The 25,865-nt window shown below is 65.9% G+C and carries 26 protein-coding genes; 14 read left to right on the top strand and 12 right to left on the bottom strand.

Annotated elements, in window-relative coordinates:
• Positions 1 to 190 precede the first annotated feature (190 nt).
• The 12 genes from VF194_RS18290 to VF194_RS18235 all read left to right on the top strand — a co-directional run bounded on the left by VF194_RS18290 (position 191) and on the right by VF194_RS18235 (position 11,248).
• The gene (locus tag VF194_RS18290) at positions 191 to 724 is read left to right on the top strand and encodes a VOC family protein (RefSeq protein WP_330892636.1); all 534 of its coding nucleotides are present in this window, start codon (positions 191 to 193) and stop codon (positions 722 to 724) included.
• Positions 725 to 982: 258 nt separating this feature from the next.
• Positions 983 to 1,729: an IclR family transcriptional regulator gene (locus VF194_RS18285; RefSeq protein ID WP_330892635.1), complete on the top strand. Its 747-nt coding sequence runs from the start codon at positions 983 to 985 to the stop codon at positions 1,727 to 1,729.
• 123 nt (positions 1,730 to 1,852) lie between these two features.
• Complete coding sequence (dctP, locus tag VF194_RS18280) at positions 1,853 to 2,827, top strand: TRAP transporter substrate-binding protein DctP (protein ID WP_330892634.1); 975 nt, start codon at positions 1,853 to 1,855, stop codon at positions 2,825 to 2,827.
• Positions 2,824 to 3,849, top strand: a complete 1,026-nt coding sequence (gene dctP, locus VF194_RS18275; RefSeq protein WP_330892633.1) for a TRAP transporter substrate-binding protein DctP — start codon at positions 2,824 to 2,826, stop codon at positions 3,847 to 3,849. The genes dctP (VF194_RS18280) and dctP (VF194_RS18275) overlap by 4 nt, the downstream gene beginning before the upstream one ends.
• A 51-nt stretch (positions 3,850 to 3,900) precedes the next feature.
• A complete protein-coding gene (locus VF194_RS18270; RefSeq protein WP_330892632.1) occupies positions 3,901 to 5,112 on the top strand; it encodes a CoA transferase in 1,212 nt (403 codons plus the stop codon).
• A 17-nt stretch (positions 5,113 to 5,129) separates the two neighbouring features.
• Positions 5,130 to 6,296: an acyl-CoA dehydrogenase family protein gene (locus VF194_RS18265; protein WP_330892631.1), complete on the top strand. Its 1,167-nt coding sequence runs from the start codon at positions 5,130 to 5,132 to the stop codon at positions 6,294 to 6,296.
• A gap of 17 nt (positions 6,297 to 6,313) precedes the next feature.
• On the top strand, positions 6,314 to 7,579 hold the full coding sequence (locus VF194_RS18260) for an acetyl-CoA hydrolase/transferase family protein (protein WP_330892630.1): 1,266 nt from the start codon (positions 6,314 to 6,316) through the stop codon (positions 7,577 to 7,579).
• A gap of 8 nt (positions 7,580 to 7,587) precedes the next feature.
• Positions 7,588 to 8,040, top strand: coding sequence for an acyl dehydratase (locus VF194_RS18255; protein ID WP_330892629.1), 453 nt, complete (start codon positions 7,588 to 7,590; stop codon positions 8,038 to 8,040).
• A 32-nt stretch (positions 8,041 to 8,072) separates the two neighbouring features.
• Positions 8,073 to 8,522 carry a MaoC family dehydratase gene (locus VF194_RS18250; RefSeq protein WP_330892628.1) on the top strand — a complete coding sequence of 150 codons (450 nt, stop codon included), beginning with the start codon at positions 8,073 to 8,075 and terminating at the stop codon, positions 8,520 to 8,522.
• Between the two features lie 13 nt (positions 8,523 to 8,535).
• A complete protein-coding gene (locus VF194_RS18245) occupies positions 8,536 to 9,384 on the top strand; it encodes a CoA ester lyase (protein ID WP_330892627.1) in 849 nt (282 codons plus the stop codon).
• 23 nt (positions 9,385 to 9,407) lie between these two features.
• Positions 9,408 to 9,971 carry a TRAP transporter small permease gene (locus VF194_RS18240; RefSeq protein ID WP_330892626.1) on the top strand — a complete coding sequence of 188 codons (564 nt, stop codon included), beginning with the start codon at positions 9,408 to 9,410 and terminating at the stop codon, positions 9,969 to 9,971.
• Positions 9,968 to 11,248 (top strand): TRAP transporter large permease, encoded by a 1,281-nt coding sequence (locus tag VF194_RS18235; RefSeq protein ID WP_330892625.1) that lies wholly within the window; start codon positions 9,968 to 9,970, stop codon positions 11,246 to 11,248. Before VF194_RS18240 ends, VF194_RS18235 begins: the two co-directional genes overlap by 4 nt.
• A 6-nt stretch (positions 11,249 to 11,254) precedes the next feature.
• Here the strand turns inward: VF194_RS18235 and VF194_RS18230 are convergent, their stop codons facing one another.
• From VF194_RS18230 to VF194_RS18180, 11 genes are all read right to left on the bottom strand, one after another.
• Positions 11,255 to 12,142, bottom strand: coding sequence for an ABC transporter permease (locus tag VF194_RS18230; protein WP_330892624.1), 888 nt, complete (start codon positions 12,140 to 12,142; stop codon positions 11,255 to 11,257).
• On the bottom strand, positions 12,139 to 13,080 hold the full coding sequence (locus tag VF194_RS18225) for an ABC transporter permease (protein WP_330892623.1): 942 nt from the start codon (positions 13,078 to 13,080) through the stop codon (positions 12,139 to 12,141). The genes VF194_RS18230 and VF194_RS18225 overlap by 4 nt, the downstream gene beginning before the upstream one ends.
• 61 nt (positions 13,081 to 13,141) lie before the next feature.
• Positions 13,142 to 14,650, bottom strand: coding sequence for an ABC transporter substrate-binding protein (locus VF194_RS18220; RefSeq protein ID WP_330892622.1), 1,509 nt, complete (start codon positions 14,648 to 14,650; stop codon positions 13,142 to 13,144).
• Between the two features lie 20 nt (positions 14,651 to 14,670).
• Complete coding sequence (locus tag VF194_RS18215) at positions 14,671 to 15,741, bottom strand: dipeptide ABC transporter ATP-binding protein (protein WP_330892621.1); 1,071 nt, start codon at positions 15,739 to 15,741, stop codon at positions 14,671 to 14,673.
• Positions 15,738 to 16,703, bottom strand: coding sequence for an ABC transporter ATP-binding protein (locus tag VF194_RS18210; RefSeq protein WP_330892620.1), 966 nt, complete (start codon positions 16,701 to 16,703; stop codon positions 15,738 to 15,740). Before VF194_RS18210 ends, VF194_RS18215 begins: the two co-directional genes overlap by 4 nt.
• Entirely contained in the window at positions 16,703 to 17,410 is a 708-nt protein-coding gene (locus VF194_RS18205) for a DUF1028 domain-containing protein (RefSeq protein ID WP_330892619.1), read from the bottom strand. Before VF194_RS18205 ends, VF194_RS18210 begins: the two co-directional genes overlap by 1 nt.
• A 22-nt stretch (positions 17,411 to 17,432) precedes the next feature.
• Positions 17,433 to 19,265, bottom strand: a complete 1,833-nt coding sequence (locus tag VF194_RS18200) for a gamma-glutamyltransferase family protein (protein ID WP_330892618.1) — start codon at positions 19,263 to 19,265, stop codon at positions 17,433 to 17,435.
• A gap of 16 nt (positions 19,266 to 19,281) precedes the next feature.
• Positions 19,282 to 20,052 (bottom strand): FadR/GntR family transcriptional regulator, encoded by a 771-nt coding sequence (locus tag VF194_RS18195; protein WP_330892617.1) that lies wholly within the window; start codon positions 20,050 to 20,052, stop codon positions 19,282 to 19,284.
• A gap of 247 nt (positions 20,053 to 20,299) precedes the next feature.
• Positions 20,300 to 20,602, bottom strand: coding sequence for a hypothetical protein (locus VF194_RS18190; RefSeq protein WP_330892616.1), 303 nt, complete (start codon positions 20,600 to 20,602; stop codon positions 20,300 to 20,302).
• A 153-nt stretch (positions 20,603 to 20,755) separates the two neighbouring features.
• On the bottom strand, positions 20,756 to 21,334 hold the full coding sequence (locus tag VF194_RS18185; RefSeq protein WP_330892615.1) for a hypothetical protein: 579 nt from the start codon (positions 21,332 to 21,334) through the stop codon (positions 20,756 to 20,758).
• An 84-nt stretch (positions 21,335 to 21,418) separates the two neighbouring features.
• A complete protein-coding gene (locus VF194_RS18180) occupies positions 21,419 to 23,098 on the bottom strand; it encodes a long-chain fatty acid--CoA ligase (protein ID WP_330892614.1) in 1,680 nt (559 codons plus the stop codon).
• Positions 23,099 to 23,242: 144 nt separating this feature from the next.
• On the opposite strand from VF194_RS18180, the gene VF194_RS18175 reads away from it, so the two are divergent.
• Positions 23,243 to 24,520, top strand: coding sequence for an aromatic ring-hydroxylating dioxygenase subunit alpha (locus VF194_RS18175; protein WP_330892613.1), 1,278 nt, complete (start codon positions 23,243 to 23,245; stop codon positions 24,518 to 24,520).
• A 2-nt stretch (positions 24,521 to 24,522) separates the two neighbouring features.
• Positions 24,523 to 25,017: an aromatic-ring-hydroxylating dioxygenase subunit beta gene (locus tag VF194_RS18170; protein WP_330892612.1), complete on the top strand. Its 495-nt coding sequence runs from the start codon at positions 24,523 to 24,525 to the stop codon at positions 25,015 to 25,017.
• A gap of 19 nt (positions 25,018 to 25,036) precedes the next feature.
• On the opposite strand, the gene VF194_RS18165 is transcribed toward VF194_RS18170, so the two are convergent.
• Complete coding sequence (locus VF194_RS18165; RefSeq protein ID WP_330892611.1) at positions 25,037 to 25,837, bottom strand: IclR family transcriptional regulator domain-containing protein; 801 nt, start codon at positions 25,835 to 25,837, stop codon at positions 25,037 to 25,039.
• Positions 25,838 to 25,865: the final 28 nt, after the last annotated feature.

Here is a 25,865-nt window from a genome sequence, read left to right as displayed (position 1 = left end):
TCCCTCCGCCAGATTCTCCAAGCCGCGAAAATGATTGGATTTCCCGCCGCATTGCGTGCCGCTGCCTGACAATGCGCCGCGGGTCCGCAGAGCCGCGACGGTTTTAGCGGCGCCAAAATGATGAGCGGCCCTGTCGGATCGCCGCCCTCCCATTCGTCCTCGGACTACAATCCGCGCGAAGGAGGACGAGATGATCGCGACCGGCAAGGACGGCCAGGCCATGCAGGCTATCGCCCCGCATTCCATCACCCCATGCCTGTGGTTCGATGGCCGGGGCGAGGAGGCGGCCCGCTTCTATGTTTCGATCTTCCCCAATTCCAAGATCGAGACGATGTCCCGCTACGGCAAGGAAGGCTTCGAGATTCACGGCCAGCCGGAAGGTGCCGTGATGACCGTCAGTTTCACGCTCAACGGACAGGCATTCACCGCGCTCAATGGCGGCCCGCTATTCAGGTTCAACGAGGCCGTCTCCTTCCAGGTACCCTGCGACACCCAGCAGGAGATCGACTATTTCTGGGAGCGGCTGGGCGAGGGCGGCGAGGAAGGGCCATGCGGCTGGCTCAAGGACAAGTTCGGCCTGTCGTGGCAGGTCTTTCCGAGAGCCTTGCCGGACATGCTGAGCGATCCTGATGCACCGAAGGTGGCGCGGGTGACGAAAGCCTTCCTGCGGATGAAAAAGTTCGATCTCGCCAGGCTGCGGGACGCTTTCGAGGGGCGCGGCTGAACGCAGCCATCGCGGACCGGCGCTGTCCGCCTGCATTCGACATTCGACACACCGGTTTTTTCCGTGCCGCCCGGCGAGCGTTTCGGCGATACGCCGCCGGGCATTGCACGCGCACATCCCCTCGATCGTTTTGCGATTGCGAATTGAAGTTGCGGAACCGGCAGACCGGCGCCAGCGCATCGGGTGCCGGGCCTCGGCAGGGCGGCATCGCGATTTTCGCGGCTTGACTGAGATTTCATAATTGTATAATATATTTTCATGGATGTGAAAACTGCCGGTCGCGTATTCGATCTCTTCGAAGTCTTTGCTGCGCTGAAGCGGCCGGCAACGCTGTCGGAATTGTCGCGCGAGATGGAGATTCCGGTCTCCAGCTGCTTCAACCTGCTGCGCACGATCGAGAATCGCGGCTATCTCTATTCGGTGAAGCCGCGCGGCAGCCTCTATCCGACCAAACGAATCCTGGAAGTGGCGCGCGTCATCGCCGCAAACGATCCGATCGCGGCGCGCATCTCGCCGCTGCTGCAGGCCTTGCGCGACGCATCGGAGGAAACCATCGTCTTCGCCAAGCGCCGCGGCCTGCATGTCGTCTATCTCGACGTGCTCGAATCGCCGCACCGGATCCGCTACAGCGCGCAGATCGGCGAAATCCGCGAGATGTATTCGAATTCGATCGGCAAGGCGATCATGTCGCATCTGCCGCTGGACGAGCGCCATGCGCTTTACGGCCAGATGAGCATGACCAAGCACACGCCGGCCACGCTCACCACCAAGCGGGAACTCGACGCCGATATCGAGAAGTCGATCAGGCGCGGCTGGTTTTCGAATGTCGGCGAAACCGTGTCGGACGTCATGTCGATCGCCGTTCCGGTCAATGTCGGCGGCGACATCTGCGGCATTTCGCTGGTCGGGCCGATCCACCGCATGAAGCCGAAGCTGCAGCAGCATATCGAACTCATTCAGAAGGCGGCCAAGGCCGTCGAGGCAGCCGTGGGGGAGGCGCACTGAACCGACGAAGACCCCCTTGCCCGGCCGGCGCGAGACCGGCGAGGCAGTGAACGACAATCTGGAGGAAACCAAATGATGAAGGCGCTTGCAAAGCGCTCTGCGTTCTGCGGAGTTGTTGCCTTAATGCTCGTTGCCGGCCAGGCGAAGGCCGAGCCCGTCAAGTTGCGCGTCGCCGATTCCTTCCCGACCGGGCATTACATCGGCGAGAAGATCACCAAGGTCTGGATGTCCGAACTCACCAAGCGCTCCAACGGCGCGGTGACGTTCGAGTATTACCCGGCCGAGCAGCTCGGCAAGGTCAAGGACATGCTGACGCTCACGCAAAGCGGCGTGACCGATATCGGCTATGTGCCGCCGTCCTTCGTCACCGACAAGATGCCGCTTTCCGCCGTCGCGGAACTGCCGGCCAGCTTCACGGAATCCTGCCAGGGCACCATGGCGTATTTCAAGCTGGCGCACGGCAACGGCATCCTGGCCAAGCAGGAATTCGCGCCGCTCGGCATCCATCTGCTGTTCACCATCGTGCTGCCGCCCTATCAGGTCTTTCTCGGCAAAAAGGACATCGAGGGGCTGAAAACCTTCGAAGGCCTGAAGATCCGCAGCAGCGGCGGCGCCAAGGAACTGGCGGTGCGCAAGCTGAGCGCCGTGCCGATCTCGATGTCGACGCCGGAAGTCTACGAGGCGCTGTCGCGCGGCACCATCGACGGCATGCTGTTCCCCTATTCCAGCATCTATTCGTACGACCTGCAGGGCCTGCTGAAGAGCGCCACCATCGGCGAGAATTTCGGCAGCTTCGTCGTCAATTACGTGATCAGCGACCGCCGCTGGAAGGCGTTGCCGCCGGATGTGCGCAAGCTGTTCGACGACATGGCCGAGGAGACCAGCAGCCGCGCCTGCAAGATTTCCCAGGCCGGCGAGGTGGCGGACCAGGACAGGTTGCGCAAGGCGGGCGTCCATCTGGTGACGCTCGGCGCCGCCGACAAGGCCGCCGTGCGCAAACACATGTCCGGCGTCAACGCCGAATGGGCGCAGGCGCTCGACAAGCGCGGCAAGCCGGGCACGCAGGTACTGAAGGCGTTCGAGGAGGCGCTGCAATGAGCAAGCATATCGCAACGGCACTGGCCATCGCAGGCACCCTGATCGCCCTGCCGGCATTTGCGCAGGAACAGAAGCTGCGCGTCGCCGACAGTCTGCCGGTCGGGCATTTCTTCGCCGAACACGGCACCAAATTCTGGATGGCCGAGGTCGAGCGTCTCACCAAGGGCAAGGTCAAGTTCGAATATTACCCGGCCGAGCAGCTCGGCAAGGCGAAGGACATGCTGACCCTGACGCAGACCGGGGTTGCCGATGTCGGCTACGTGGTTCCGTCCTACGTCTCGGAGAAGATGCCGCTCTCCGCCGTGGCGGAATTGCCGGGCAGTTTCGCCACCGGCTGCGCCGGCACCCTGGCCTATTACAAGCTGGCCACCGGCGACGGCGTCCTGGCGAAGAAGGAATTCGCGCCGAACCACGTGCGGATGATTTTCACTTTGGTCCTGCCGCCCTACCAGCTGTTCACCAACAAGGCCAAGCTCGACAGCTACAAGGACATCCAGGGCCTGAAGCTGAGAACGGCCGGCGGCGCCATGGACGCGACCGCGCGGGCCTTCGGCGGCGTGCCGGTGCGCATGGCCGCGCCGGAAATCTACGAGTCGCTGTCGCGCGGCACGATCGACGGCATGCTGCTGCCCTATGCCAGCGTGATCTCCTACGACCTCGCCTCGCTCTCGAAGAGCGCGACGACGGGCGAGAATTTCGGCTCGGCCGTGCTGACCTATGTGATTAGCGAAGCCAAGTGGAAGAAGCTGTCGCCCGACATCCAGGCGGCGATCGCCAGGGCCGGCGAGGCGGCAACCAAAAACGCCTGCGAGACGACCGACCGCGACGTGAAGACCGACATCGCCAAGATCAGGGAGAAGGGCGCTCATATGGCGTCTTTCCCCGACAGCGAGCGCGAAGCCGTGAAGACCATCAGCGCCGGCATCGCCCAGGAATGGGCGCAGGGGCTGGACAAGCGCGGCAAGCCGGGCTCGGAGGTTCTGGCGGCCTATCGCAAGGCTCTGGCCGAGGGCGCCAGGTAGTACGGCCGATGCCGGCGTAACGACAGCAGCCTCGCGTCAAAGGAGTCGCGTGTGAGTGGTCCTCTCAAGGGTGTCCGCGTCGTCGATCTGACCACCGTTCTGATGGGGCCCTATGCCACCGTCATGCTCGGGGACATGGGCGCGGACGTGATCAAGATAGAGCCCCCGCAGGGCGATCTGATCCGCGGCATCGGGCCCGGTCGCCATGCGGATATGGGCTCGATCTTCCTGCATGCCAACCGCAGCAAGCGCAGCATCGTGCTCGATCTGAAGAAGCCTGCGGGCCGGGCGGCGCTGCTGCGCCTGGCCCGCAGCGCCGACGTGCTCTTCTACAATGTCCGCCCGCAGGCGATGGAGCGCCTCGGGCTGTCCTATGACGAGGTCCGGAAGGTCAATCCGAACATCATCTATGCCGGCGTTTTCGGTTACGGCCAGGACGGGCCCTATGCGGCCCGGCCGGCCTATGACGACCTGATTCAGGGCGCATCCTGCCTGCCGACGCTATACAAGCTCGCCGGCGGTCACGAACCGCGCTACGTGCCGCTGACGATGGCCGACCGCGTCGTCGGCATCACCGCTTTGAGCAACATTCTCGCCGCGCTGTACCATCGCCAGCGCACCGGCGAGGGCCAGCGCATCGATATCCCCATGTTCGAGACGATGACGCAGTTCGTGCTCGGCGATCACATGGGCGGCAAGAGCTTCGAGCCGCCGCTGGGCGATGCCGGCTATGCCCGCCTTCTGGCGCCGGCCCGCAGACCCTATCGCACCAGCGACGGCTATATCTGCGTGCTGATCTATAACGACAAGCAGTGGCGCAGCTTCTTCAACGCCATCGGCCAGCCGGAGAAGCTGGACCAGGATCCGCGCTTTTCCGATCTGGCGGTCCGCACCAGGCATATCAACGAGCTTTACAACGAGATCGCCGAGATCTTTGCCGGCCGGCCGACGGAGGAATGGCTGCGCCTGCTGCTGGACGCCGACATTCCGTCCATGCCGATGCACGATCTGGACAGCATCTTCGACGATCCGCATCTGACGGCGACGGAATTTTTCAGGCTGTCGGTGCATCCGACCGAGGGCGTGCTGCGCAGCATGCGCTTTCCCGCCACCTGGTCGCAGAGCCAGCCGGAACCGACGCGCCCGACGCCGCGCCTGGGCGAGCATAGCCGGGAAGTCCTGCGCGAAGCGGGCTACAGCGATGCCGAGATCGCCCGGATGCTGAGCGAGAAGGTGACGCTGGAGCCGGGCGATACCGTTTAGATCGAGGAGACGTAATCATGGATTTCGCATTGACGGCTGAACAAGAGGCGATCCGGGAATCGATTGCCGGCATCTGCAGCCGCTTTGGCGACGATTACTGGCTGAAGAAGGACAAGGAAGGCGGCTTTCCGTCCGAATTGCATCAGGCCCTGGCGAAGGACGGCTGGCTCGGCATCTGCATTCCGGAAGAATTCGGCGGCGCCGGCCTCGGGATCACCGAGGCGGCGATCATGATGGAAACGATCGCCGCATCCGGCGCCGGCATGTCGGGCGCCTCCGCCGTGCATATGAACATCTTCGGCCTCAATCCGGTGGTGGTGTTCGGCACGGAAGAGCAGAAGCGCCGCATGCTGCCGCCGCTCGTGCAGGGCAAGGACAAGGCCTGCTTCGCCGTGACGGAGCCGAATACCGGCCTGAACACGACGCAGTTGAAGCTGAAGGCCGAGCGGCGCGGCGATCATTATCTGCTGCACGGCGCCAAGGTCTGGATTTCGACCGCACAGGTGGCGGACAAGATGCTGATCCTGGCCCGCACCACGCCGCTCGAAGAGGTCAAGAAGCCGACGCAGGGGCTGAGCCTGTTCTATACGGATTTCGACCGCAAATACATCGAGGTCCGCGAGATCGAGAAGATGGGCCGCAAGGCGGTCGATTCCAACCAGGTCTTCATCGACGGCCTGCGCGTGCCGGTGGAGGACCGCATCGGCGAGGAAGGCCGCGGTTTCGACTATATCCTGCACGGCATGAATCCCGAGCGGATCCTGATCGCCGCGGAAGCCGTCGGCCTGGGCCGCGTCGCGCTCAAGCGGGCGACGCAATACGCCCAGGAGCGCGTCGTCTTCAACCGGCCGATCGGCAAGAACCAGGCGATCCAGCATCCGCTGGCCGAATGCTGGATGGAGCTGGAAGCCGCATGGCTGATGGTGATGTCGGCGGCCTGGCAATACGATACCGGCAGACCGGCCGGCGCCGCGGCCAATTCGGCGAAATACCTTGCGGCGGAAGCCGGCTTCAAGGCCTGCCAGACCGCGGTCATGACCCATGGCGGTTTCGGCTATGCCAAGGAATATCATGTCGAGCGCTATCTGCGCGAAGTGATGATTCCGCGCATTGCGCCGATCAGCCCGCAGCTCATCCTCTGCTTCATTGCGGAACGGGTGCTGGGCCTGCCGAAATCCTACTGAGCAACCTGGCGCCGCCGATGTTGAAGCCCGCCGATTTGGATTTTGCGCGCTGGGTCAAGCCCGGCGACACAATCCTGTGCGGGCAGGGCACGGCCGAGCCGCGCAGCCTGACGCGGCACCTGATCGCCCAGGCCGATCGCCTCGGGCCGCTGCGGCTTTTTCTCGGCCCGGTCTTTTCCGACAGCTTCCCGCCGACCGCGCCCGCCAATCTCGCCTTCTCCGGATATTGCGGCATCGGCAGGGCGGCGCAGCTTGCCAAAGCCGGCCGGCTGGACATCCTGCCGGTGCATTACAGCGATCTGGAGAGGCAGTTCGCCGCCGGTCTGCTGCCGGCCGATGTCGTGCTGCTGCAGCTCAGTCCGCCGCGTCCCGGCCGGCGCCACAGCCTTGGGCTGGCTTGCGATTATACATTGGCGGCGGCGCGGCGGGCCCGCGTGGTGATCGCCGAAGTCAACGAACAGGTGCCCTGGCTGCATGGCGGCGAGATTCCCGGCGATCTGCGCATCGATGCTTTCGTTGCCGCCGAAGCGCTGCCGCTGGAATTGCCCGGCGCGGCGATCGGCGAACGCGAGCGCCAAATCGGCGCCCATGTCGGCCGCTACATCCCGGACGGCGCCACCCTGCAGATGGGGATCGGCAGCATTCCGGATGCGATCATGGCGGGCCTGCTGGATCGCCGCGATCTCGGCATCCATTCCGGCATGATCGGCGATGGCGTCTGCGACCTGATCGAAGCCGGCATCATCACCAATGCCCGCAAGAGCATCGACGCCGGCGTCAGCGTTGCCGGGGTGCTGTTCGGCACGCGGCGGCTCTACGATCTGGCCGACGACAATCCGGCGATCCGTCTGGCGCCGCCCAGCTACACCCATGGCCTCGCTGTGATCGGCCGGCTGCGGGACTTCATCGCGATCAATTCCGCGATCGAAGTCGACCTGACCGGCCAGATCGGCGCCGAGATGGTGGATGGCGTCTATGTCGGCGCCGTTGGCGGCCAGCTCGATTTCATCCGGGGCGCCCATGCCTCTGCGGGCGGCCGTTCGATCATCGCCCTGCCGGCGACGGCGAAGGGCGGCGCTGTCAGCCGCATCGTCACCAGCCTCGGCTCCGGCGTGGTCACCACGCCGCGCAGCGACGCCGATATCATCGTCACCGAATACGGTGCGGCGGAACTGCGCGGCTGTACGCTGGCCGAACGGGCGCGCCGCATGATCGCCATTGCCGCGCCGCAATGGCGCGACGACCTGGAGAAGGCGGCCCGGCCGCTGTTGCGTTCGAACTAGGAGACAGCATGCATATCATCGGCCGTGGATTCATCTGGGACGACCTGCAGATCGGCTTTCAGTTCCGCACGGCGGCGCGCACGATCACGGAGGCCGATCTGGTCAATTTCGTCGGCGTCAGCTGGATGAACGAGGAATTGTTCACCGACGCTTCGGGACAGGAAAGCAGGGCGATCCGCGGCCGCGTCGTGCCGGGGGTCATGGTCTACGCCATCGCGGAAGGCCTGCTGACGCCGAGCATGCAGGAAACCGGCCTGGCCTTCCTCAATGCCGAAGTGGACGTCAAGGGGCCGACCTGCGTCGGCGATACGATCCATGTCGAATGCGAGGTCATCGAAATGCGGCCGACCTCGAAGCCGGATCGCGGCCTGGTGCGCACCATGAACAAGGTAATCACCCAGGCCGGCGTGGTGACGCTGACCTACAATCCGCTGCGCATGATGCGCCGCCGCCAGGGCTGACCGGTCCGAACAAAGCGAGGAGATAGACGACAATGGCTGGTTTGTATTTCGAGGAATTCAGCGTTGGTCAGGTCTTCGATCACGAATGGACCCGCACCGTGACGGAGATGGACAACACGCTGTTCAGCACGCTGACGCTCAATGTGCAGCCGCTGCATCTGGACGAGCATTTCTCGGCGGGAACCGAGTTCGGCCGCCGCATCGTCAACAGCCTGTTCACGCTGGGGCTGATGATCGGCATGACCGTGAACGACACGACCCTGCGCACCACCATCGCCAATCTGGGCATGAGCGACGTGCGTTTCCCCAAGCCGGTTTTTCATGGCGACACCCTGCGCTGCCGCACAGAAGTGATCTCCAAGCGCGAAAGCAAGTCACGGCCGGATGCGGGCCTGGTCGAGTTCGAGCATACCGCGCGCAATCAGCATGACGAACTGGTCGCGATCTGCCGCCGCACGGCTTTCATGCGCAAGAAGGGGTGATGGCATGCGCTCCATGCTTTTCGTTCCGGGCGACAGCCGGCGCAAGTTCGACAAGGCAATCACCACGGCGGCGGATGCCCTGATCCTCGATCTGGAGGATTCGGTGGCGGCCTCGCGCAAGGCGGAGGCGCGCGGGATCACCGCCGGCATGCTGACCGCCGGCGCGCGCAAGGCGGCCTTGTTCGTGCGGGTCAACGCGTTCGATACCGGCGAGACGCTCGACGACCTTGCCGCCGTCATGCCGGCGCGGCCGGACGGGATCGTGCTGCCGAAATGCGCCGGCGGCGCGGATGTCGGCCGGCTGGCGCTTTATCTCGACGCCTTCGAGGCGGCACACGGCATTCCGGCGGGTACGACGAAGATCGTCGCCATCGTCACCGAGACCGCCGAGGCGCTGTTCGGCCTGGGCAGCTACAAGAATTGCAGCGGCCGGCTCTGCGGCATGATGTGGGGCGGCGAGGATCTGGCTGCGTCGCTGGGCGCCAGCGAAAACCGCAGCAACGGCATCTGGCACGGCCCCTACCTGCTGGCCCGCAACCTCTGCCTTGCCGGCGCGGCTGCGGCCAACGTGGCGGCGATCGACACGGTCAGCACCGAGATCGGCAATATTGACCGCATCGGCGAGGAGGCGCGCGAAGCCCGCCGCGACGGCTTCGCGGGCAAGGCGGTGATCCATCCCAACCATGTCGATGCGGTCAATGCCGCGTTCACGCCATCCGCCGACGAGATCGCCTGGGCGCGGCGCATCGTCGCCGCCTTTGCCGCCGAGCCGTCGGCCGGCGTGGTCAAGATAGATGACAAGATGATCGATAAGCCTCATTTGCGTGCGGCGGAGCGTATCCTGTCTGCTGCGGGCAGCTAGGCGCATAACAGGGAGGGGTAGGCATGATACGGGCATTGGGCCGAGGCATCGGCCGGATCGAGGCTGTCGCGGGAGTGATCGCGGCGGCGGTCATGTTTCTGATTATGATGATCGCCACGGCCGATGTGGGCATGCGCTACATTTTCAACAGTCCGTTCAGTTGGGCCTACGATCTGATCGGGCTGTATCTGATGACCGCGCTGTTCTATCTGGTCCTGTCGGCCACCTTTGCGCACCACGCCCATGTCAGCGTCGATATCCTGCAGCATTACATGTCGCTGAAGCAGCGGCGCATCTGCGAAGTCGTCATCTGCGCCTGTGCCTTCTTTCTGTTCGCGGCCATCGCCTATGCCGGCGCCGACCGCGCCTGGACCAGCTTCACCGACGGCGACGTGCTGGCCGGACAGATTCCCTGGCCGACCTGGCCGTCCATCGCCCTGGTGCCGCTCGGCGCCGGGCTGCTGGCGCTGCGGCTGGTCCTGCATGTGATCGGGCATATCTATACGTTGATCACCGGCGTCGAAATCTTCGCGCTCGCCCCGATCAGCAGCGCTGACGAGGCTCTGGAGCAGGGGATGGTCGAATGACGCTGCTGCTGGTCCTTTCGACGCTTTTCATCCTGCTTGCCATCGGCGCTCCGGTCGGCTTCGCCATGGGCGTTGCCGGCGCGCTCGGCCTTTACATGACCGGCGGCATGACGATGCTGCTCGGCATCCTGCAGACGACGCCGCTGACATCGGTAAGCTCCTACGAACTGATCACCATACCGATGTTCCTGCTGATGGCGGAACTGGTGCTGATCAGCGGCGTCGCCGACGGCCTGTTCCGCGCCGCCGCGGCCTGGGTCGGGCGCGTGCCCGGCGGGCTCGGCATGGCGACCGCCCTGGCCGGCGCCGGTTTCGGCGCCATCTGCGGCAGCAGCACGGCCTCGGCGGCGACGCTGTCCTCGACCAGCCTGCCGGCGATGCTGAAGCAGGGCTACGAGCCGAAACTGGCTGCCGGCGTCGTGGCGATCTCCGGCACGCTCGCCATGCTGATCCCGCCCAGCATCGCGCTGGTCATCTACGGTCTGCTGGCCGAGGTCAATATCGGCAAGCTTCTGATCGGCGGCGTGATTCCGGGTCTGCTGGTCACGGCGGCCATCATGCTGACGGTCTATTACCTGGTCTGGCGCGATCCGTCGCGTGCGCCGCAGGCCCAATCGGTCAGCTTCCGCGAGAAACTCTATCAGTTGCGCGAAGTCGGGCCGATGGTGGTTCTCTTCGGGCTGGTGACCGGAATCATCTATACCGGCGTCGCCACCCCGACGGAAGCCTCCGCCATCGGCGCCTTCGGCGCTTTCGTGATCACGCTGCAACGGGGCGTGACCCGCGCGGACCTGCTCAAGGCCTTCATGCGGGCCGCCCAGAGCAGTTGCATGATCGCGATGATCCTGCTCGGCGCCAGCATCTTCGGCTATTTCTTCACGCTGACGCAGGTCACGCAGCAGCTCGTCCATTGGGTCGACGGCCTGGATGTCTCGCGCTGGGTGGTGATCACACTCATTCTGGCCGGCTATATCGTGCTCGGCTCGTTCATGGACCAGATCGCCATCCTGGTGCTGACGGTGCCGATCGTGCTGCCGCTGATCATTTCGCTCGGCTTCGATCCGCTCTGGTTCGGCGTCATCAAGATCGTCACTGCCGAAGTCGGCATGATCACGCCGCCGATCGGCTTGAACTGCTTCATCGTGGCCCGATACGCCAATCGGCCGGTGCTGGAGGTCTTCCAGGGCACGATGCCGCATTTCATCGCCCATCTGGTCGTGATCGCCATCATGGTGGCGATCCCGGACATCATCCTGTGGCTGCCCTCGCGGATGTAGCCGCGATCAGCCGCGGTGCCGCGGATCCAGCGCGTCGCGCAAGCCGTCGCCCAGCAGGTTGAAGCTGAGCACGACGACGAAGATCGACAGGCCGGGATAGATCGCCATCCACGGCGCCTGGGTGAGGAAGTCCTTCGCCGCATTCAGCATGCTGCCCCAGCTCGGCGCCGGCGGCTGCTGGCCGAGGCCGAGGAAGGACAGGCTGGCTTCGGCGATGATGGCGGAGGCGATGGTGAGCGTCGCCTGCACCATCAGGGCCGGCCAGATATTCGGCAGGATGTGGCGGATGGCGATGCGCCAGGGCGGATTGCCGACGGCGCGGGCGGCTTCCACGTAATCCTCCGTCTTGACGGATTGCACCTGCGCGCGCGTCAGGCGGATGAAGATCGGCGCCGCCGAGATGCCGATGGCGATCATCGCATTGGTCAGGCTGGGGCCGAGGAAGGCGGCCAGGGCGATGGCGAGGATCAGGAAGGGGATCGCCAGCATCGCATCGGTGAAGCGCATGATGACGCCGTCCAGCCAGCCGCCGGCATAGCCGGAGAGCAGCCCGACCGGAATGCCGATCAGCAGCGCCAGCAGCACCGAGATGACGCCGGCCGACAGCGAGGCGCGGGCGCCGAAGATGACCCGCGACAGCACGTCGCGGCCCAGCTCGTCGCCGCCGAAGGGATGCTCGATCGACGGCGCGCCGCGCAGCGCGCCCCAATCGGCCTCGGTCGGATCGTAGGGCGCGACGAGATTGGCGAAAACCGCCAGGGCGACGAAGGCCAGCACCACGGCCAGCCCGAGCATCGCGCTTCTGCGCTTGACCAGGCGGCGCAGGGCCTGGCGCGCCGGGCTTTGCTCCGCCGGCTGTTTCTGCATTGCGGGCTCGATAGCGGCGGCGGTCATGCGCGCAACCTCGGATTCACCAGGAAATAGGCGATGTCGGCCAGCAGGTTCAGCACGATATAGGCCGTGGCAGTGCAGAGCACGACGCCCTGCACCACGGCATAGTCGCGGTTGAACACGGCATCGACGATCAGCTTGCCGAAGCCGGGAATCGAGAAGATCTGTTCGGTCAGCACGGCGCCGGACAGGAGCTGGCCGAATTCCAGCGCGCCCAGCGTGATCACCGGGATCGCGGCGTTGCGCAGGGCATGCTTGCCGATCACCATGCGCTCGCGCAGGCCCTTGGCGCGCGCGGTGCGGATATAGTCGCTGGACAGCACCTGCAGCATGGCGCTGCGGGTATGGCGCATCAGCACGGCGGAAATCGCATTGCCGAGCACGAAGGCCGGCATGATCATCGCCTCCAGATTGCCCCAGAGGTCTTCGAGCGGGCTGATATAGCCCGAAGCGGGCAGCCAGCCGAGCTGCACCGAGAACAGCAGGATCAGCATGATCCCGAGCCAGAAATTCGGCGTCGACAGGCCCCAAAGGCCGATCACATTGGCCACGTAATCCGGCCATCGTCCGTTATAAAGCGCCGAGATCATGCCGGTCGGCAGCCCGATGCCGAGCGCGATCAGCATGGACAGCAGCGCCAGCTCGACGGTGACCGGCAGTTTCTCGACCAGCAACTGGCCGACCGGCTGCTGGATGCGGATCGATTCGCCCAGATCGCCCCTGAGCACGCCGCCGATCCACAGCAGGTAGCGTCGATAGAGCGGATCGTTTAGATGGTATTTCTCGCGGATCTGCGCGATGGCCACCGGATCGCGCTCCTCGCCGGCCATGGCGATGGCGGGATCGCCGGGCAGCAATTGCTGCAATCCGAAGATGATGATCGAGACGAACACCAGCGTCGGCAGCAGGATGGCAAGGCGGCGGAACAGAAAGCGCGTCATGGCGGCTCGACTATGAGGCGGGCCGGGGCGGCGAAAGGCCGCCGCCCCGGCGCAAGGCGGCTCAACCCAGCTTCATGCCGGCGAAGCGGATCAGGCCGTCGGGATATTCCTTGAAGCCGCTCAGCTTGGCGCTGTACGCCCAGAGCCATTTGCGGTGCAGAAGGTAAATGATCGGGCGTTCGGCCAGGATGATCTTGGCCGCCTTCTCCCAGGAGGCCTGGCGCTGCTTCAGGTCGGTGGTGAGGCGGGAATCCTTCAGCACCTCGTCCAGCGCCGGATTGCACATGCCGCTGTAGTTCAGCGGCGCCTTGCAGGCGTGGAAGGAGTAGAGGTTGCCGTCCGGATCGGGCCGGCCGCTCCAGGCCAGGATATAGGCCTCGAAATCGCCCTTGTCGGCCATGTTCAGAGAGGTGGCGAATTCGGTCGCCTGGATGCGCACGTCGAAGCCCGCCTGCTTGGCCATCGCCTGTACGACCTGGGCGATGTTGCGCGCATCCGTCGTGGTCGGCGTCACCAGATTGACCACGGGATGCTCGTTGCCGGCTTCCTTCAGCAGCGCCTTGGCCTTGGCGACGTCCCGCTTCGGAACCGGCAGCGACTTCACGTAATAGGGGCTGAGCGGCGAAACCCACTGGTTGCCCGGCGTCGCCAGGCCGTCGAACACGGCCTTGTTGATGCCGTTGCGATCCAGCGACAGTTCGAAAGCCTCGCGGATCTTCCCGCTCGAGCCGATCGGCGACTTGGCCTTGTCGCTTTTTCCGATATTGATGGTGATGCCGTAATAGCCGATCTCCGTGATCGAGCCGAACTTCAGGCTCTTGTCCTTCTGCACGCTCGGCACGTCGGTGGCGGCCAGGCGCTCCAGGATGTCGAGCTGGCCGGAGCGCAGGTTGGCCAGGCGCACGGTGGCGTCGGTGAAGGGGCGGAACTCGATCCTGTCGAAATGGATGTCGGCCTTGTTCCAATAGCCGTCGTATTTCTGCAGGGTGATGTGGTCCTGCGCCACGCGCTCGACGAACTTGAACGGCCCGGCGCAGACCGGGGCGGTGGCGAACTTGTCGCCCAGCGCCTGGGCGGCCTTGGGCGAGACCATCATGCCGGCACGGTCGGCCAGCGTGGCCAGCAGCGGCGCGAACGGCGCGGCGGTATTGATCTTCACGGTCAGCGGATCGACCACATCGACGCTGGTCACCGCCGACAACTCGCCGCGGCGCTGCGAACCCTGCATGGTCTTGTGCCGTTCGATGTTGAATTTCACGGCCGCGGCGTCGAACTTCTCGCCGTCATGGAAGGTCACTCCGGGCCGCAGCTTGAAGATCAGCGCCTTGTTGTCGCCGGACCATTTCCATTCGGTGGCGAGCTGCGGCACGATCTTCAGGTCCGGCGAGATATCGACCAGCTTGTCGCACAGCGCCGAGAAGACGACGCGGCCGACGAAGGTGCGCGCCAGGGTGGGGTCGAGGGCGTCCGGATCTTCCGCCAGGCCGAAACGAAGCGTCTGCGCCGAAGCCGGCATGGCCGCGGCCAGCACTGCCGCGGAGAGCGCGGCAAAGACGGTGTGTCTGAGCATTGAAGCCTTCTCCTGTTGGTTTATTCGACGTTCGGGACTTGGGTGACAAATCGGGTCTGCAGACGGGCCAGCCGTTCGGCGCCCGCAGCGGCGCTTTCGACGGGCAGGGGCTCGGCGGCCGGCAATTCGTGCCAGCGGTGGCAGGCGACGTCATGGCCCGCGGCGGCGGTTTCCATGGCCGGAATCCTGCTGCGGCACAGGTCGATGGCGAAGGGGCAGCGGGTGTGGAAGCGGCAGCCCGATGGCGGATCAATCGGGCTCGGCACGTCGCCGCTCAGGATCATGCGCTGCCGCTTGGCCCTGGGCTGCGGCACCGGAATGGCTGACAGCAGCGCCCGCGTATAGGGGTGGCGCGGCGCCGCGAACAGCGCGGCGGTCGGTCCGATCTCGACGATGCGGCCGAGATACATCACCGCGACGCGCTGGGATATTTGCCGGACCACGGCCAGGTCATGGGCGATGAAGATCATCGCAATGCCAAGCCGCGCCTGCAAATCCTTCAGAAGGTTCAGCACCTGCGCCTGCACGGAAACGTCCAGCGCGGAAACCGCCTCGTCGCAGACGATCAGGTTCGGCTCCACCGCCAGGGCCCGGGCGATGCCAATGCGCTGGCGCTGGCCGCCGGAGAATTCATGCGGGTAGCGCCGGGCATGCGAGGGCCGCAGGCCGACCAGCGCCAGCAATTCCTCGACGCGTGCCCTGCGCTTGCCCGGCGGCACAAGGCCGTGCAGCGCCAGCGGCTCGGCCAGAGTATCGCCTACCGTCATGCGCGGATTGAGCGAGGCATAGGGGTCCTGGAAGACGAGCTGCATCTCGCGCCGCAGATCGCGCAGCGCGCCGCCCTCCAGACAGGTGATGTCGCGGCCGTTATAGCGGATGCTGCCCGCCGTCGGATCGGTCAGGCGCAGCACCAGCCTGCCGGTGGTCGACTTGCCGCAGCCGCTTTCGCCGACGATGCTCAGCGTCTCGCCCGGCTGCAGGCTGAAGCCGACATCGTCGACCGCCGAGACATGGCTGATCGGCCGGCCGAACCAGTTGGTCCTGGCGGTGAAATGCTTGGTCAGGCCGCTGACCTCCAGCAACGGGCTCATAGCGGCGCCTTCCAGCAGGACACCTGATGCCGCGGCGCGATCTCGCGCAGCTCGGGGCTCGCCTGGCGGCATTGCGCATCGGCAAACGGGCAGCGCGGACTGAAGCGGCAGCCGGCCGGCAGGGCCAGCGGATCGGGCACGCTGCCCTCGATGGTGGACAGGCGTCCGCGCTCAGCTTCGAGGCGGGGGATGGCGCCGAGCAGGCCGATCGTATAGGGATGCTGCGGCTCGGAAAAAAGCCGCTCGACCGGCGCCCGCTCGACGATGCGGCCGGCATACATGACGGCGACCTCGTCGGCCATTTCGGCGATCACGCCGAGATCGTGGCTGATCAGCATGATCGCCATGCCGAATTCGCGCTGCAGGTCGCGCAACAGATCGAGGATCTGCGCCTGCACGGTAACGTCGAGCGCGGTGGTCGGCTCGTCGGCGATGAGAAGCTCCGGTCCGCAGGCGAGCGCCATGGCGATCATCACGCGCTGGCGCATGCCGCCGGAAAGCTGATGCGGATAATCGTCGATGCGCGTCTCCGGCGCCGGGATCTTCACCTTGCGCAGCATGGCGATGGCCTGCTGGCGGGCCGCCGCCCGGCCGAGATTCTTGTGACGGATCAGGCCTTCCATGATCTGATCGCCGATGGTGAAGGCCGGATTGAGCGAGGTCATCGGCTCCTGGAAGATCATGGCGAGCCGGTTGCCGCGCAGATCGCTCATCGCATCGCCGTCCAGCGCCAGCAGATCGCGGCCGCCGAAGCTGATCCTCCCGCCGGCGATGCGCGCCGTGCGCGGCGGCAGCAGACCCATGACGGTAAGCGAGGTGACCGACTTGCCGCAGCCGCTTTCGCCGACGATGCCGAGCGTCTGGCCGGCATCGACGCTGAAGCTGACGCCGTCGACGGCGCGGAACTCGCCGCCGTCGCCGGCGAAGTAGGTGCGCAGATCTTCGATCTCGAGCAGGGCCATCAGCGCATTCCCGCTTCCCGGCGCCGGGCTTCCGCTTCGATCGTGTCGCGATCCCACACGCCGCTGGGATTGGCGCGGGTCGCCATGAACTGGCTGAAGGCGGCATAGCGGCCCTGCGAAATGCCGTAGAGCCGGCGCAATTCGGCCAGCGGTTCGGCATGATCGTCGACGCGCAGGCTGAGCGCCGGATAATCCTCGGTGGTGTAGATGACGAGCGCCGCCGATTGCTTGCCGCGCTTGTCGCCGCCCTCGGCCTGGCCGGCATCCAGCGCATCGATCAGCCGTTCGGCGAACGGCTTTTTGCTGCCGGCGAAGCATGCATGCGTGGCGGCGATAACCGCCTCGCCGGCCAGCATGTTGCCGGCCACGGAAAAGCCGTCGCCGACCCTGTGGCCGCACCAGCCGATGCATTCGGTGCCGGTATGCGCCGCGGTGCCGCCGTTTTGGTCGACGACATGCAGCTGCCGCGTCGCCTGGCCCTGATCGGAGGCGACGAGTTGCCTTACGACTTCGTCGGCCGTGGCGCCGTCCTTCAGCATGGCGATGCCGCGCGGTCCCCAGGTCGGATTGACCAGGGCCTGCGTCGCCAGCGCGCCGGCCTCGGCGGCGGCATGCGGGCAGAGCGCGCCGACGGCAAAGAACCTGGTCGTCACCGCGACGCCGAAGGCGCCGGTAGCGGCATCGCGCGCGACGATCGACCAGGTCATGCCGGCTGCCTGCTCCCCATGATTACCGTCCGACTGCGTAGCCCTGCATGCCGCGCGGATTGGCGCCCGCTCGCAGCAGGGTGCCCTCCGGCGTCTCGTCGGTGGCGCAGGCGCAGAGCCGGCCTTCCGACCAGTCGCCGCCGACTTCCAGCTTGTGGCCGCGCGCCTTCAGCGCTTCGACGGTCTCCTTCGGCATGCGGCCTTCCAGCGCGAGATGGCCGGGGCGCGAGGCGCGCGGATAGAAGGAGCTGGGGAAATGCTCCGAATGCCAGGCCGGGCTGTCGATCGCCTCCTGCAGGTTCATGCCGTGATGAAGCACCTTGAGGAAGAGCTGCGGCGACCATTGATCCTGCTGGTCGCCGCCGGGCGTGCCGAATGCCATCGCCGGCTTGCCGTCCTTCAAGGCCATCGAGGGCGACAGCGTGGTGCGCGGGCGCTTGCCGGGCTTGAGCGAATTCGGCAGGCCTTCCTCGAGCCAGAACATCTGCGCCCGGGTGCCGAGGCAGAAGCCGAGTTCGGGAATCGCCGGCGAGCTTTGCAGCCAGCCGCCCGAGGGCGTCGCCGCCACCATGTTGCCCCAGCGGTCGATGACGTCGATCTGGCAGGTATCGCCGCTCGCCGCGCCGCGCTTGCTGATTGCGCCGTCGCTGCCGGCCAGGCGCCCCACCGTGGGCTCGCCGATGCCGGCGCCGCCGGCGGAACCGGCCTTGACGCTGGCCAGCCGCGCCACCTTGCCGGTCGGATCGCCCGGCCGCAATTCCAGCGACGCGGTATCCGCGATCAGCTTGCGGCGCTCGGCGTTATAGGCATCGGACAGCAGCGCGTGCATCGGCACGTCCACATGGTCCGGATCGCCATACCAGGCTTCGCGGTCGGCGAAGGCGAGCTTGGCGGCTTCGACGACGATATGGATGAATTCCGGCCCCGCCGGGTCCATGGCAGCGAGATCGAAACCCTTCAGCAGGGCAAGCTGCTGCAGGAAGACCGGGCCCTGGCTCCAGGGGCCGCATTTCGCCACCGTCCAGCCATGATAGTCGTAGGTCAGCGGCGCCTCGATATGCGCCTGCCACTTCGCCATGTCGTCGCCCGACAGGACGCCGCGATGGCGCCGGCCGGAGGCATCCATGGCTTCCGTGCTGCTGCAGAACCGGTCGATCGCCTCGGCGACGAAACCCTCGCGCCAGGCCTCGCGCACCACGTCGATCTTGCGCTCGCGGTTGCCGGCGGCGTCCTTGCCGATCTGCGCCAGCCTCGCATAGGTGGCGCCGAGGGCCTCCTGCCGGAACAGGGCGAAAGGCTTCGGCAGGGCGCCGGTCCTGTCCAGCCAGATGGCGGCCGAGGTTTTCCATTCATCCCGGAACAGCGCCTGCACGGTGCTGATCGTGTCGATCACCCGCGGCACCAGCGGGCAGCCGTTCGTGGCGTAATGGATCGCCGGCGCCAGTGCCTCAGCCACATCGATGGTGCCGTAATCGCGCAGCATCAGCAGCCAGCCGTCGACGGCGCCGGGCACGCAGGGCGCCAGCAGGCCGGAGCCGGGGATGAGATCGAGGCCGAGCGACTTGAAATGCGCGATCGTCGCCTTTTCCGGCGCCGGACCCTGGCCGCACAATACCTCGATCTTCCGCTTCCGCGCGCTCCACATCAGCGCCGGCAGATCGCCGCCGGGGCCGTTCAGATGCGGCTCGGCCAGATGCAGCACGAAAGCGGCGGTGACGGCCGCATCGAAGGCGTTGCCGCCGCGCTCCAGCACGCCCATGGCGGCAGACGAGGCAATCCAATGCGTCGTGGCCACGACGCCGAAATTGCCCTTGATTTCTGGCCGCGTGGTGAAGGCGAACGGAGCTTTGAACATGATGACCTTGATGATTCTAGGTTTGCGAAAGCAGAATGCCGTTGGCGGCATGCACCAGGGCGGGATCGCCGTCGCCATGCATGGCGCGCAGCAGATTCTCCTGATGCAGCGCGACGTGCTGGCGCATCACCGTGGCCGCGCGCGCCGCATCGCGCGCCGCGACCGCCGCGGCGATTTCCAGATGCTGGCGCGCCGATTGCCTGCGGCCGCCCGGCGTGCGGGCGCGGGCCCTCATGCTCTGCCAGGCGGCGTCGTTGCGGATACGGTCGATCACTTCGAAAAGGTCGAGGAACAGGCGGTTGCCGCAGGCTTCCGCCAGGCTGCGATGGAAGGCGCTGTCCCAGCGCTCCAGCGTGGCCGGGTCGGTATCCGGACTGTAGGAAGACAGCCGCTCGGCCATCCGGCTGATCAGCGCGATCTGCTCGGCGCTGGCGCGATGCGCGGCCAGCTGCGCGATGCTCGGCTCGAGATGCAGCCGCACTTCCATGATCTCGTAGAAATTCGTCCGGCTGGCCAGCCGGCTCAGCGTCGGCGCCGACAGGGCCGGCGCCGGACCGATGAAGGTGCCCTTGCCCTGGCGGCGCCAGATCTTGCCTTCGGCTTCCAGCGTGGCCAGCGCATGGCGGACGGCGCGGCGGCTGACGCCCAGCCGCGCCGAGAGATGCCGCTCGGTCGGCAGGGGCCGCTCCGGCATCGCCGCATGCTCCTCGACGATCCTGCGCAATGCGCCGAGAACGTCGACGACAGCGGGAATCTGAGACCAAGGCTGCGGCGATATGTCTTGCATACAATCGAACCTAAAGAATATGGTCCGACTCAGCAATCCGAAAAAATGTTGGAAACTGCCGATGACATGAGCATTTTGCTGCCCTAACTGGCAAATCGTTTTCAGCGTGGTGGACCAATTCAAGGATTGGTTCGATGCCGCCCAGACCGAAATTGCCGATTGAACAGGCAGCCTATCGATTGGCGCAACTCATGATGCAGGCTCCCGTCAAGGCCGCGCCGCCCACCCGGCCGCCGCCCGCCCGTTCTCAGCGCGCCGCGTCGTTATCGCCCTCGGCGCGGCGCTGCACCGTGTCGCGGCCGACGATCTTGCTGAACATGCCGTCGGTCTCGTAGAGCAGCGCCAGCTTGCGGTCCTCGAATTCGCGGAAGAATTCGTCCCAGGAGATTTCGACCAGGCTGTCATGTTCGGATTGCGGATTGTCGGGAAACATGATGCGGACGATCCCGACATCGCCGCCTTTATGCGTTGGGTCCACGGCGGCCGGCCTGCCGCCCTTGCTCTCCGCCCATTTCCGGATCGTGTTGTGGTCAGTGGTGGCTTGGGCCATGACGATACCCTGAATTGTTGCTGCCCGAGAGAATGTTGATCGGCGGAATGCCGGTCGGCTCCGCTGCCGCCTTGCGGCGGCGGATCGATGTCTCAACCCTGCAGGATGGCTGCGGTTCCAGAGCCGGATTTGCCGGGGTGCCGCGGAATTTTCTCAATCCGCGCCGGCCTTGCGCCGCATCGCTGCCGCGCGGGCCGAAAGGCCGCGCAGCAATTCCTCGCCGAAGGGCAGCGCATCGAACAGGGCGATCGCCGCCAGCAGCGCGACGATATAGGCGATGGGCAGGGCCTGCCCCTTCCATGCCAGGCTCCAATCGCCGGCGATGAACTGCCCTTGAACGAGCCGCATCGCGGCGGGCCAATGCAGGATGACGACGAAGCTGAACGCCATGAAGGGAATGGCGCCGAGATAATCATGCACGCGCTGCTCGATGGCGGTTACCGCGCGGCGGCCATAGGCATAGGAGACATCCCAATAGGCGGTGATCTCGTGCAGGATCAGCGCCATCAGCATGACGATCAGCACCAGCGGGTTGATCTCGAAAAACAGGCCCGCCAGCACGCCGATGCCGACTTCCGCCAGCATCAGCAGGTGGATGACGGATTCCTTCGGTCCTGCGGTGGCGGCGATGCGCGCGGCGCGATGGCACAGCCAGTCGGCGAAACCGACCGCAACCCATAGCGGCATGATCAGATAGAGCAGGTAGTTCCTGGTGATCTCGGCAGCGTCCATCCCGCATCGTCCGTCTTGGATCGCGATGCGGCATAAACACCGTTCCCCGCGTCTGGTGCCGTCAGCCGGAAGCGGCCGGCGGCATCAATCGGCCGCGGCGGCGGCATTGCCGCCCCTGCGCTCGGCATCCTGCAGGATGCGCCACATGATCTTGCCGGATGCCGATTTCGGCAGAGCATCGGCGAAGGCGATCACGCGCGGCACCTTGTAGGCCGCCATGCGTTCGCGGCACCAGGCCTGGATCGCCTCGGCGCTGAGGTCGGCGCCGTCTTTCGGCACGATCACGGCTTTCACGGTCTCGCCGCGATGGGCATCCGGCGTGGCGATGATGCAGACCTCGCGGATGCCGGGATGGGCATACATCATGCCTTCCACTTCGGTCGGCCAGACCTTGTAGCCGGAGGCATTGATCATGCGCTTCAGCCGGTCGACCAGGAAGAAATAGCCCTCCTCGTCGTAATAGCCGAGATCGCCGGTGCGGAAGAAGCGCTTGCCGTCGCGCTCGAAGAAGACCTGCGCCGTCTCTTCCGGCCGGTTCCAGTAGCCGAGAAAGACCTGCGGTCCGGAAATGACGATCTCGCCGGTCTCGTTCGGCCCCAGCTCGTCCAGCGTGTCCGGATTGACGATGCGCGAATCGACATCGAAAACGGGGATGCCGAGGCATTGCGGCTTGGGCCGGTCGCTGGGGTTGATATGCGTGGCCGCGATCGTCTCCGACAGGCCGTAGCCTTCGACATAATCGAGGCCGGTCAGCTCCTTCAGCTTGGCGGCGACCGGACCCGGCACCGGCGCGCCGCCGCCGCCGATCGCCGTCAGGCTGGACAGATCGAAGCCGGCGACGTCGGGATCCGACAGGAAATCCACCGCCATGGTGGTGATGTTCCGCCAGGAGGTCACCCGATGGCGCTTGATCAGTTCGGCGGCGGTGCGGCGGTCCCAGCGCGTCATCATCACCATGGTGGCGCCCATGAAGATCGGCGCGTTCATCGAATTCTGCATGCCGGTGACATGGAACAGCGGCAGGGTGACGAGATGCACCGCCTCGGCGGATGACGGCTTCCAGGTCACTGAGCCGAACAGCGTGGCGGTGACGCCGCGGATCGTATGCAGGCAGCCTTTCGGCGCGCCGGTGGTGCCCGAGGAATAGGGCAGCACGCACCAGTCTTCGGGCGTGGCGTGATGCGGGCCCGCCACACAGCCGGCCGCCAGGGCATCTTGCCAGGAGACGGCCTGCGGATGGTCGATGGCGGCGCGCCCGGCGCAAACGGCATCGGGCAGGGCCAGGTCGGTCGGCTGGCGGATGTAGTCGCGATAGGCGGCGACGATCGCCTGCTTGAGACCGGTCTGCCCCAGCAGGGGCTGCGCGAAGGGCAGCAGTTCCTGGCCGCAGATCGCCACGCTGGCGCCGGTATCGGCGGCGAGATGGCGCAGCTCCTCCGTGCGGCTCATCGGATTGACCGGCACCACCACGGCGGTCAGCCGCTGGATCGCATAATAGGCGATGACGTATTGCGGGCTGTTCTGCATGTACAGCAGCACGCGGTCGGCTTTCTTCACGCCGCATTTCTGTTCGAGATAGCCGGCCAGGCGGTCGACGTCGTGCAGCAGTTCGGCATAGCTCAGCGCCGTGCCGTAATAGAGGATCGCCGGCTTGTGCGGATAGCGCTGCGCCGAAATGGCCAGGTTCTCGTACAGGCTGGTCCCGGGCAGGGTGAGATGATGCGGCGCGCCTTTCGGCCAGACGGCGAAATGCCGGTCGAACATGTCGGGTTTCCTCCGTTTATGGCCGCTATCGTCCGGCTTTTCCCGCTCGCGATCAACGGCTTACGTGGCGGCAAGCGTGCGCTTGACGGATTGGTGAAAGCCGGCGATAGTATTTGCAAATACAAATAAACCCGGGAGGAGCGGATGAATGCGCTAACCGCAGCGAACGGCGTTTCCGGTGCCGCGGCCCGCCGATGGGCCGGCGACGGCGCGAGCCGGATTCCCTTCTGGGCCTATACCGATCCCGAGATCTACCGGCGCGAACTCGAACGCTTCTTCTACGGGCGCGGCCACTGGTGCTATGTCGCGCTGGAGGCCGAGCTGCCGAATGCCGGCGACTACAAGCTGTCCCGGGTCGGCGAGCGCTCGGTGATCGTCGTGCGCGCCCGCGACGGCGGCTTCCATGTCGTCGAGAATCGCTGCACCCATCGCGGCGTGCGCTTCTGCCAGACGCCGCGCGGCAATGCGCGCGCCTTCGTCTGCCCGTATCATCAATGGACCTACAAGCTGAACGGCGACCTCGCCGGTCTGCCGTTCCGCCACGGCGTGAAGAAGGGCGACGAGGTGCAGGGCGGCATGCCGGCGGATTTCGACCCCAGGCAGCACGGCCTGACCAAGCTGAAGGTCGAAACCTATCATGGCCTCGTCTTCGCCAGTTTCGATCCCGCGGCGCTGCCTTTGGCCGAGTATTTCGGCCCGGCGGTGACGCCCTGGCTGGACCGCATCTTCAAGGGCCGCAAGCTCACCATCCTCGGCACCAACCGCCAGCGCATTCCCGGCAACTGGAAGCTGATGATGGAGAATATCAAGGACCCCTATCATCCCGGCCTGCTGCATACCTGGTTCGTCACCTTCGGCCTGTGGCGTGCCGACCAGCAGTCGCGCATGGTGATGGATGACGCCGGCCGCCATGCGGTGATGATCTCGCAGCGCAATCAGGGCGGCGAGGCCAAGGCGGTCACCGAGGGCGTGACCAGTTTCAAGAAGGACATGACGCTGCACGATCCGCGCCTGCTCGACGTGGTGGTCGAGCCGTGGTGGAACGGGCCGACGGTGACCATGATCACGCTGTTTCCCAGCGTGATCATCCAGCAGCAGGTCAACTCGCTGTCCACGCGGCATATCCTGCCGGCGGGGCCGGACAGTTTCGATTTCGTCTGGACGCATTTCGGCTTCGCCGACGACAGCGCGGAGATGACGCGCCGACGCCTGCGCCAGGCCAATCTGTTCGGCCCGGCCGGATTCGTCTCGGCCGACGACGGCGAGGTGATCGAATTCTCGCAGGCGGGCTTCCGCCAGGCCGGCGCGGGCGAGACGGTCTGCGAGCTGGACGGACGCGGCGTCGCGCCGACGCCGCATATGGTGACCGAGACGCTGATCCGCGGCATGTACGCCTACTGGCGCAAGGTGATGGAGCTCTGAGGATGCGCCCGGCCCCCATTCCGCTCACCGTCCTGGAATCGCAATACCGCGTCGATCAGTTCAACGCCGCCTACGGCGACTGCCTCGATCGCGGCGATTACGACGCCTGGATCGCGATGTTCGCCGAGGATTGCCTCTACAAGGTGGTGCCGCGCGAGAATTTCGACGCCGGCCTGCCGCTCGCCACCATGGCCCTGGAAGGCCAGGGCATGCTGAAGGACCGCGTCTACGGCATCACCAACACGCTGTTCCACGGGCCTTACTACCAGCGGCATGTGATCGGCGCGGCGCGCGTGCTGGCGGACGATGGCGCCACGATCGAGGCCGGCGCGAATTACGCCGTGTTCCGCACCAAGCCGGGCTCGGTCTCCGAAGTCTACAATGTCGGGCGCTATCTCGATGTCTTCGTGCGGCAGGCGGGCGAGCTGAAGCTGAAGCAGCGGCTCTGCGTCTTCGACAGCGAACTGATTCTGAACTCGCTGATCTATCCGATCTAGCCACCCGCTGCGTTGCCGGTTACACCACCTGCCCCCGCAGGTCCGCCGCCATGCGCAGCAGCGCCGGCAGGAAGCGCTCCTTCATCTGCCTGGCGCTGGCGCGCTCGATGCGCAGGCCGACATTGAGAGCCGCCACCACGCGGCCGTCGAAGCGGCGCACCGGCACGGCGAGCGAGCGGAAGCCCAGCTCGGCCTCCTGATCCGACAGCGCGAAGCCGTCCTGCGCGGCCTTCGCGACGATCCGCGCCAGTTCCGCCCGGTCGGTCACCGTCCTGGGCGTCAGCGCCACGGGCTGCAGCGCCGCCAGGAAGGCCGCGCGCGCCTCCTCCGCCTGTCCGGCCAGCAGCACGCGGCCGAGCGCCGAACAGAAGGCCGGCACGCGGAAGCCGACGCCGGGCGCCGAGGAAAGCTGCCGCGCCGGCGAGGCATGCGCCACCATCACGGCGCTGTCCCGATCCAGCACCGCCGCCGAGCAGGGCTCGTCGAAATCGCGGCACAGGGCATCGCAGGCCGCCTGCAGCGCCATGGCATTGCCGCTGGAGCCGAGATAGGCGGCGGCAAACCCCAGCACGCGCGGCGTCAGGCGGAACAGCTTGCCGTCGCTGTCCAGATAGCCGAGCCGCTCCAGCGTATAGAGGGCGCGGCGCACGGTGGCGCGCGGCAGATCGACCGCGCGGGCGATGTCGCTCAGCGTCATCTGCTTATGCGCCGCATCGAACGCGGTCAGCACGCTCAGGCCGCGCGCCAGCGCCTCGAGGAAGTCGGAGCCGTAGCCGCTCTGGGCGCGTTTTTCGGCATCGGCCGGACGAAGGCGGGCCATCTTGTGCTCGGCAAAAGGATCGACTCGC

Origin of the sequence: Ferrovibrio sp. (genome assembly GCF_036381655.1) — a bacterium.
In the GTDB taxonomy this organism is placed as follows: Bacteria; Pseudomonadota; Alphaproteobacteria; order Ferrovibrionales; family Ferrovibrionaceae; genus Ferrovibrio.
Note: the sequence above shows the minus strand (reverse complement) of the source record. Positions and strands in the feature narration are given on the sequence as shown.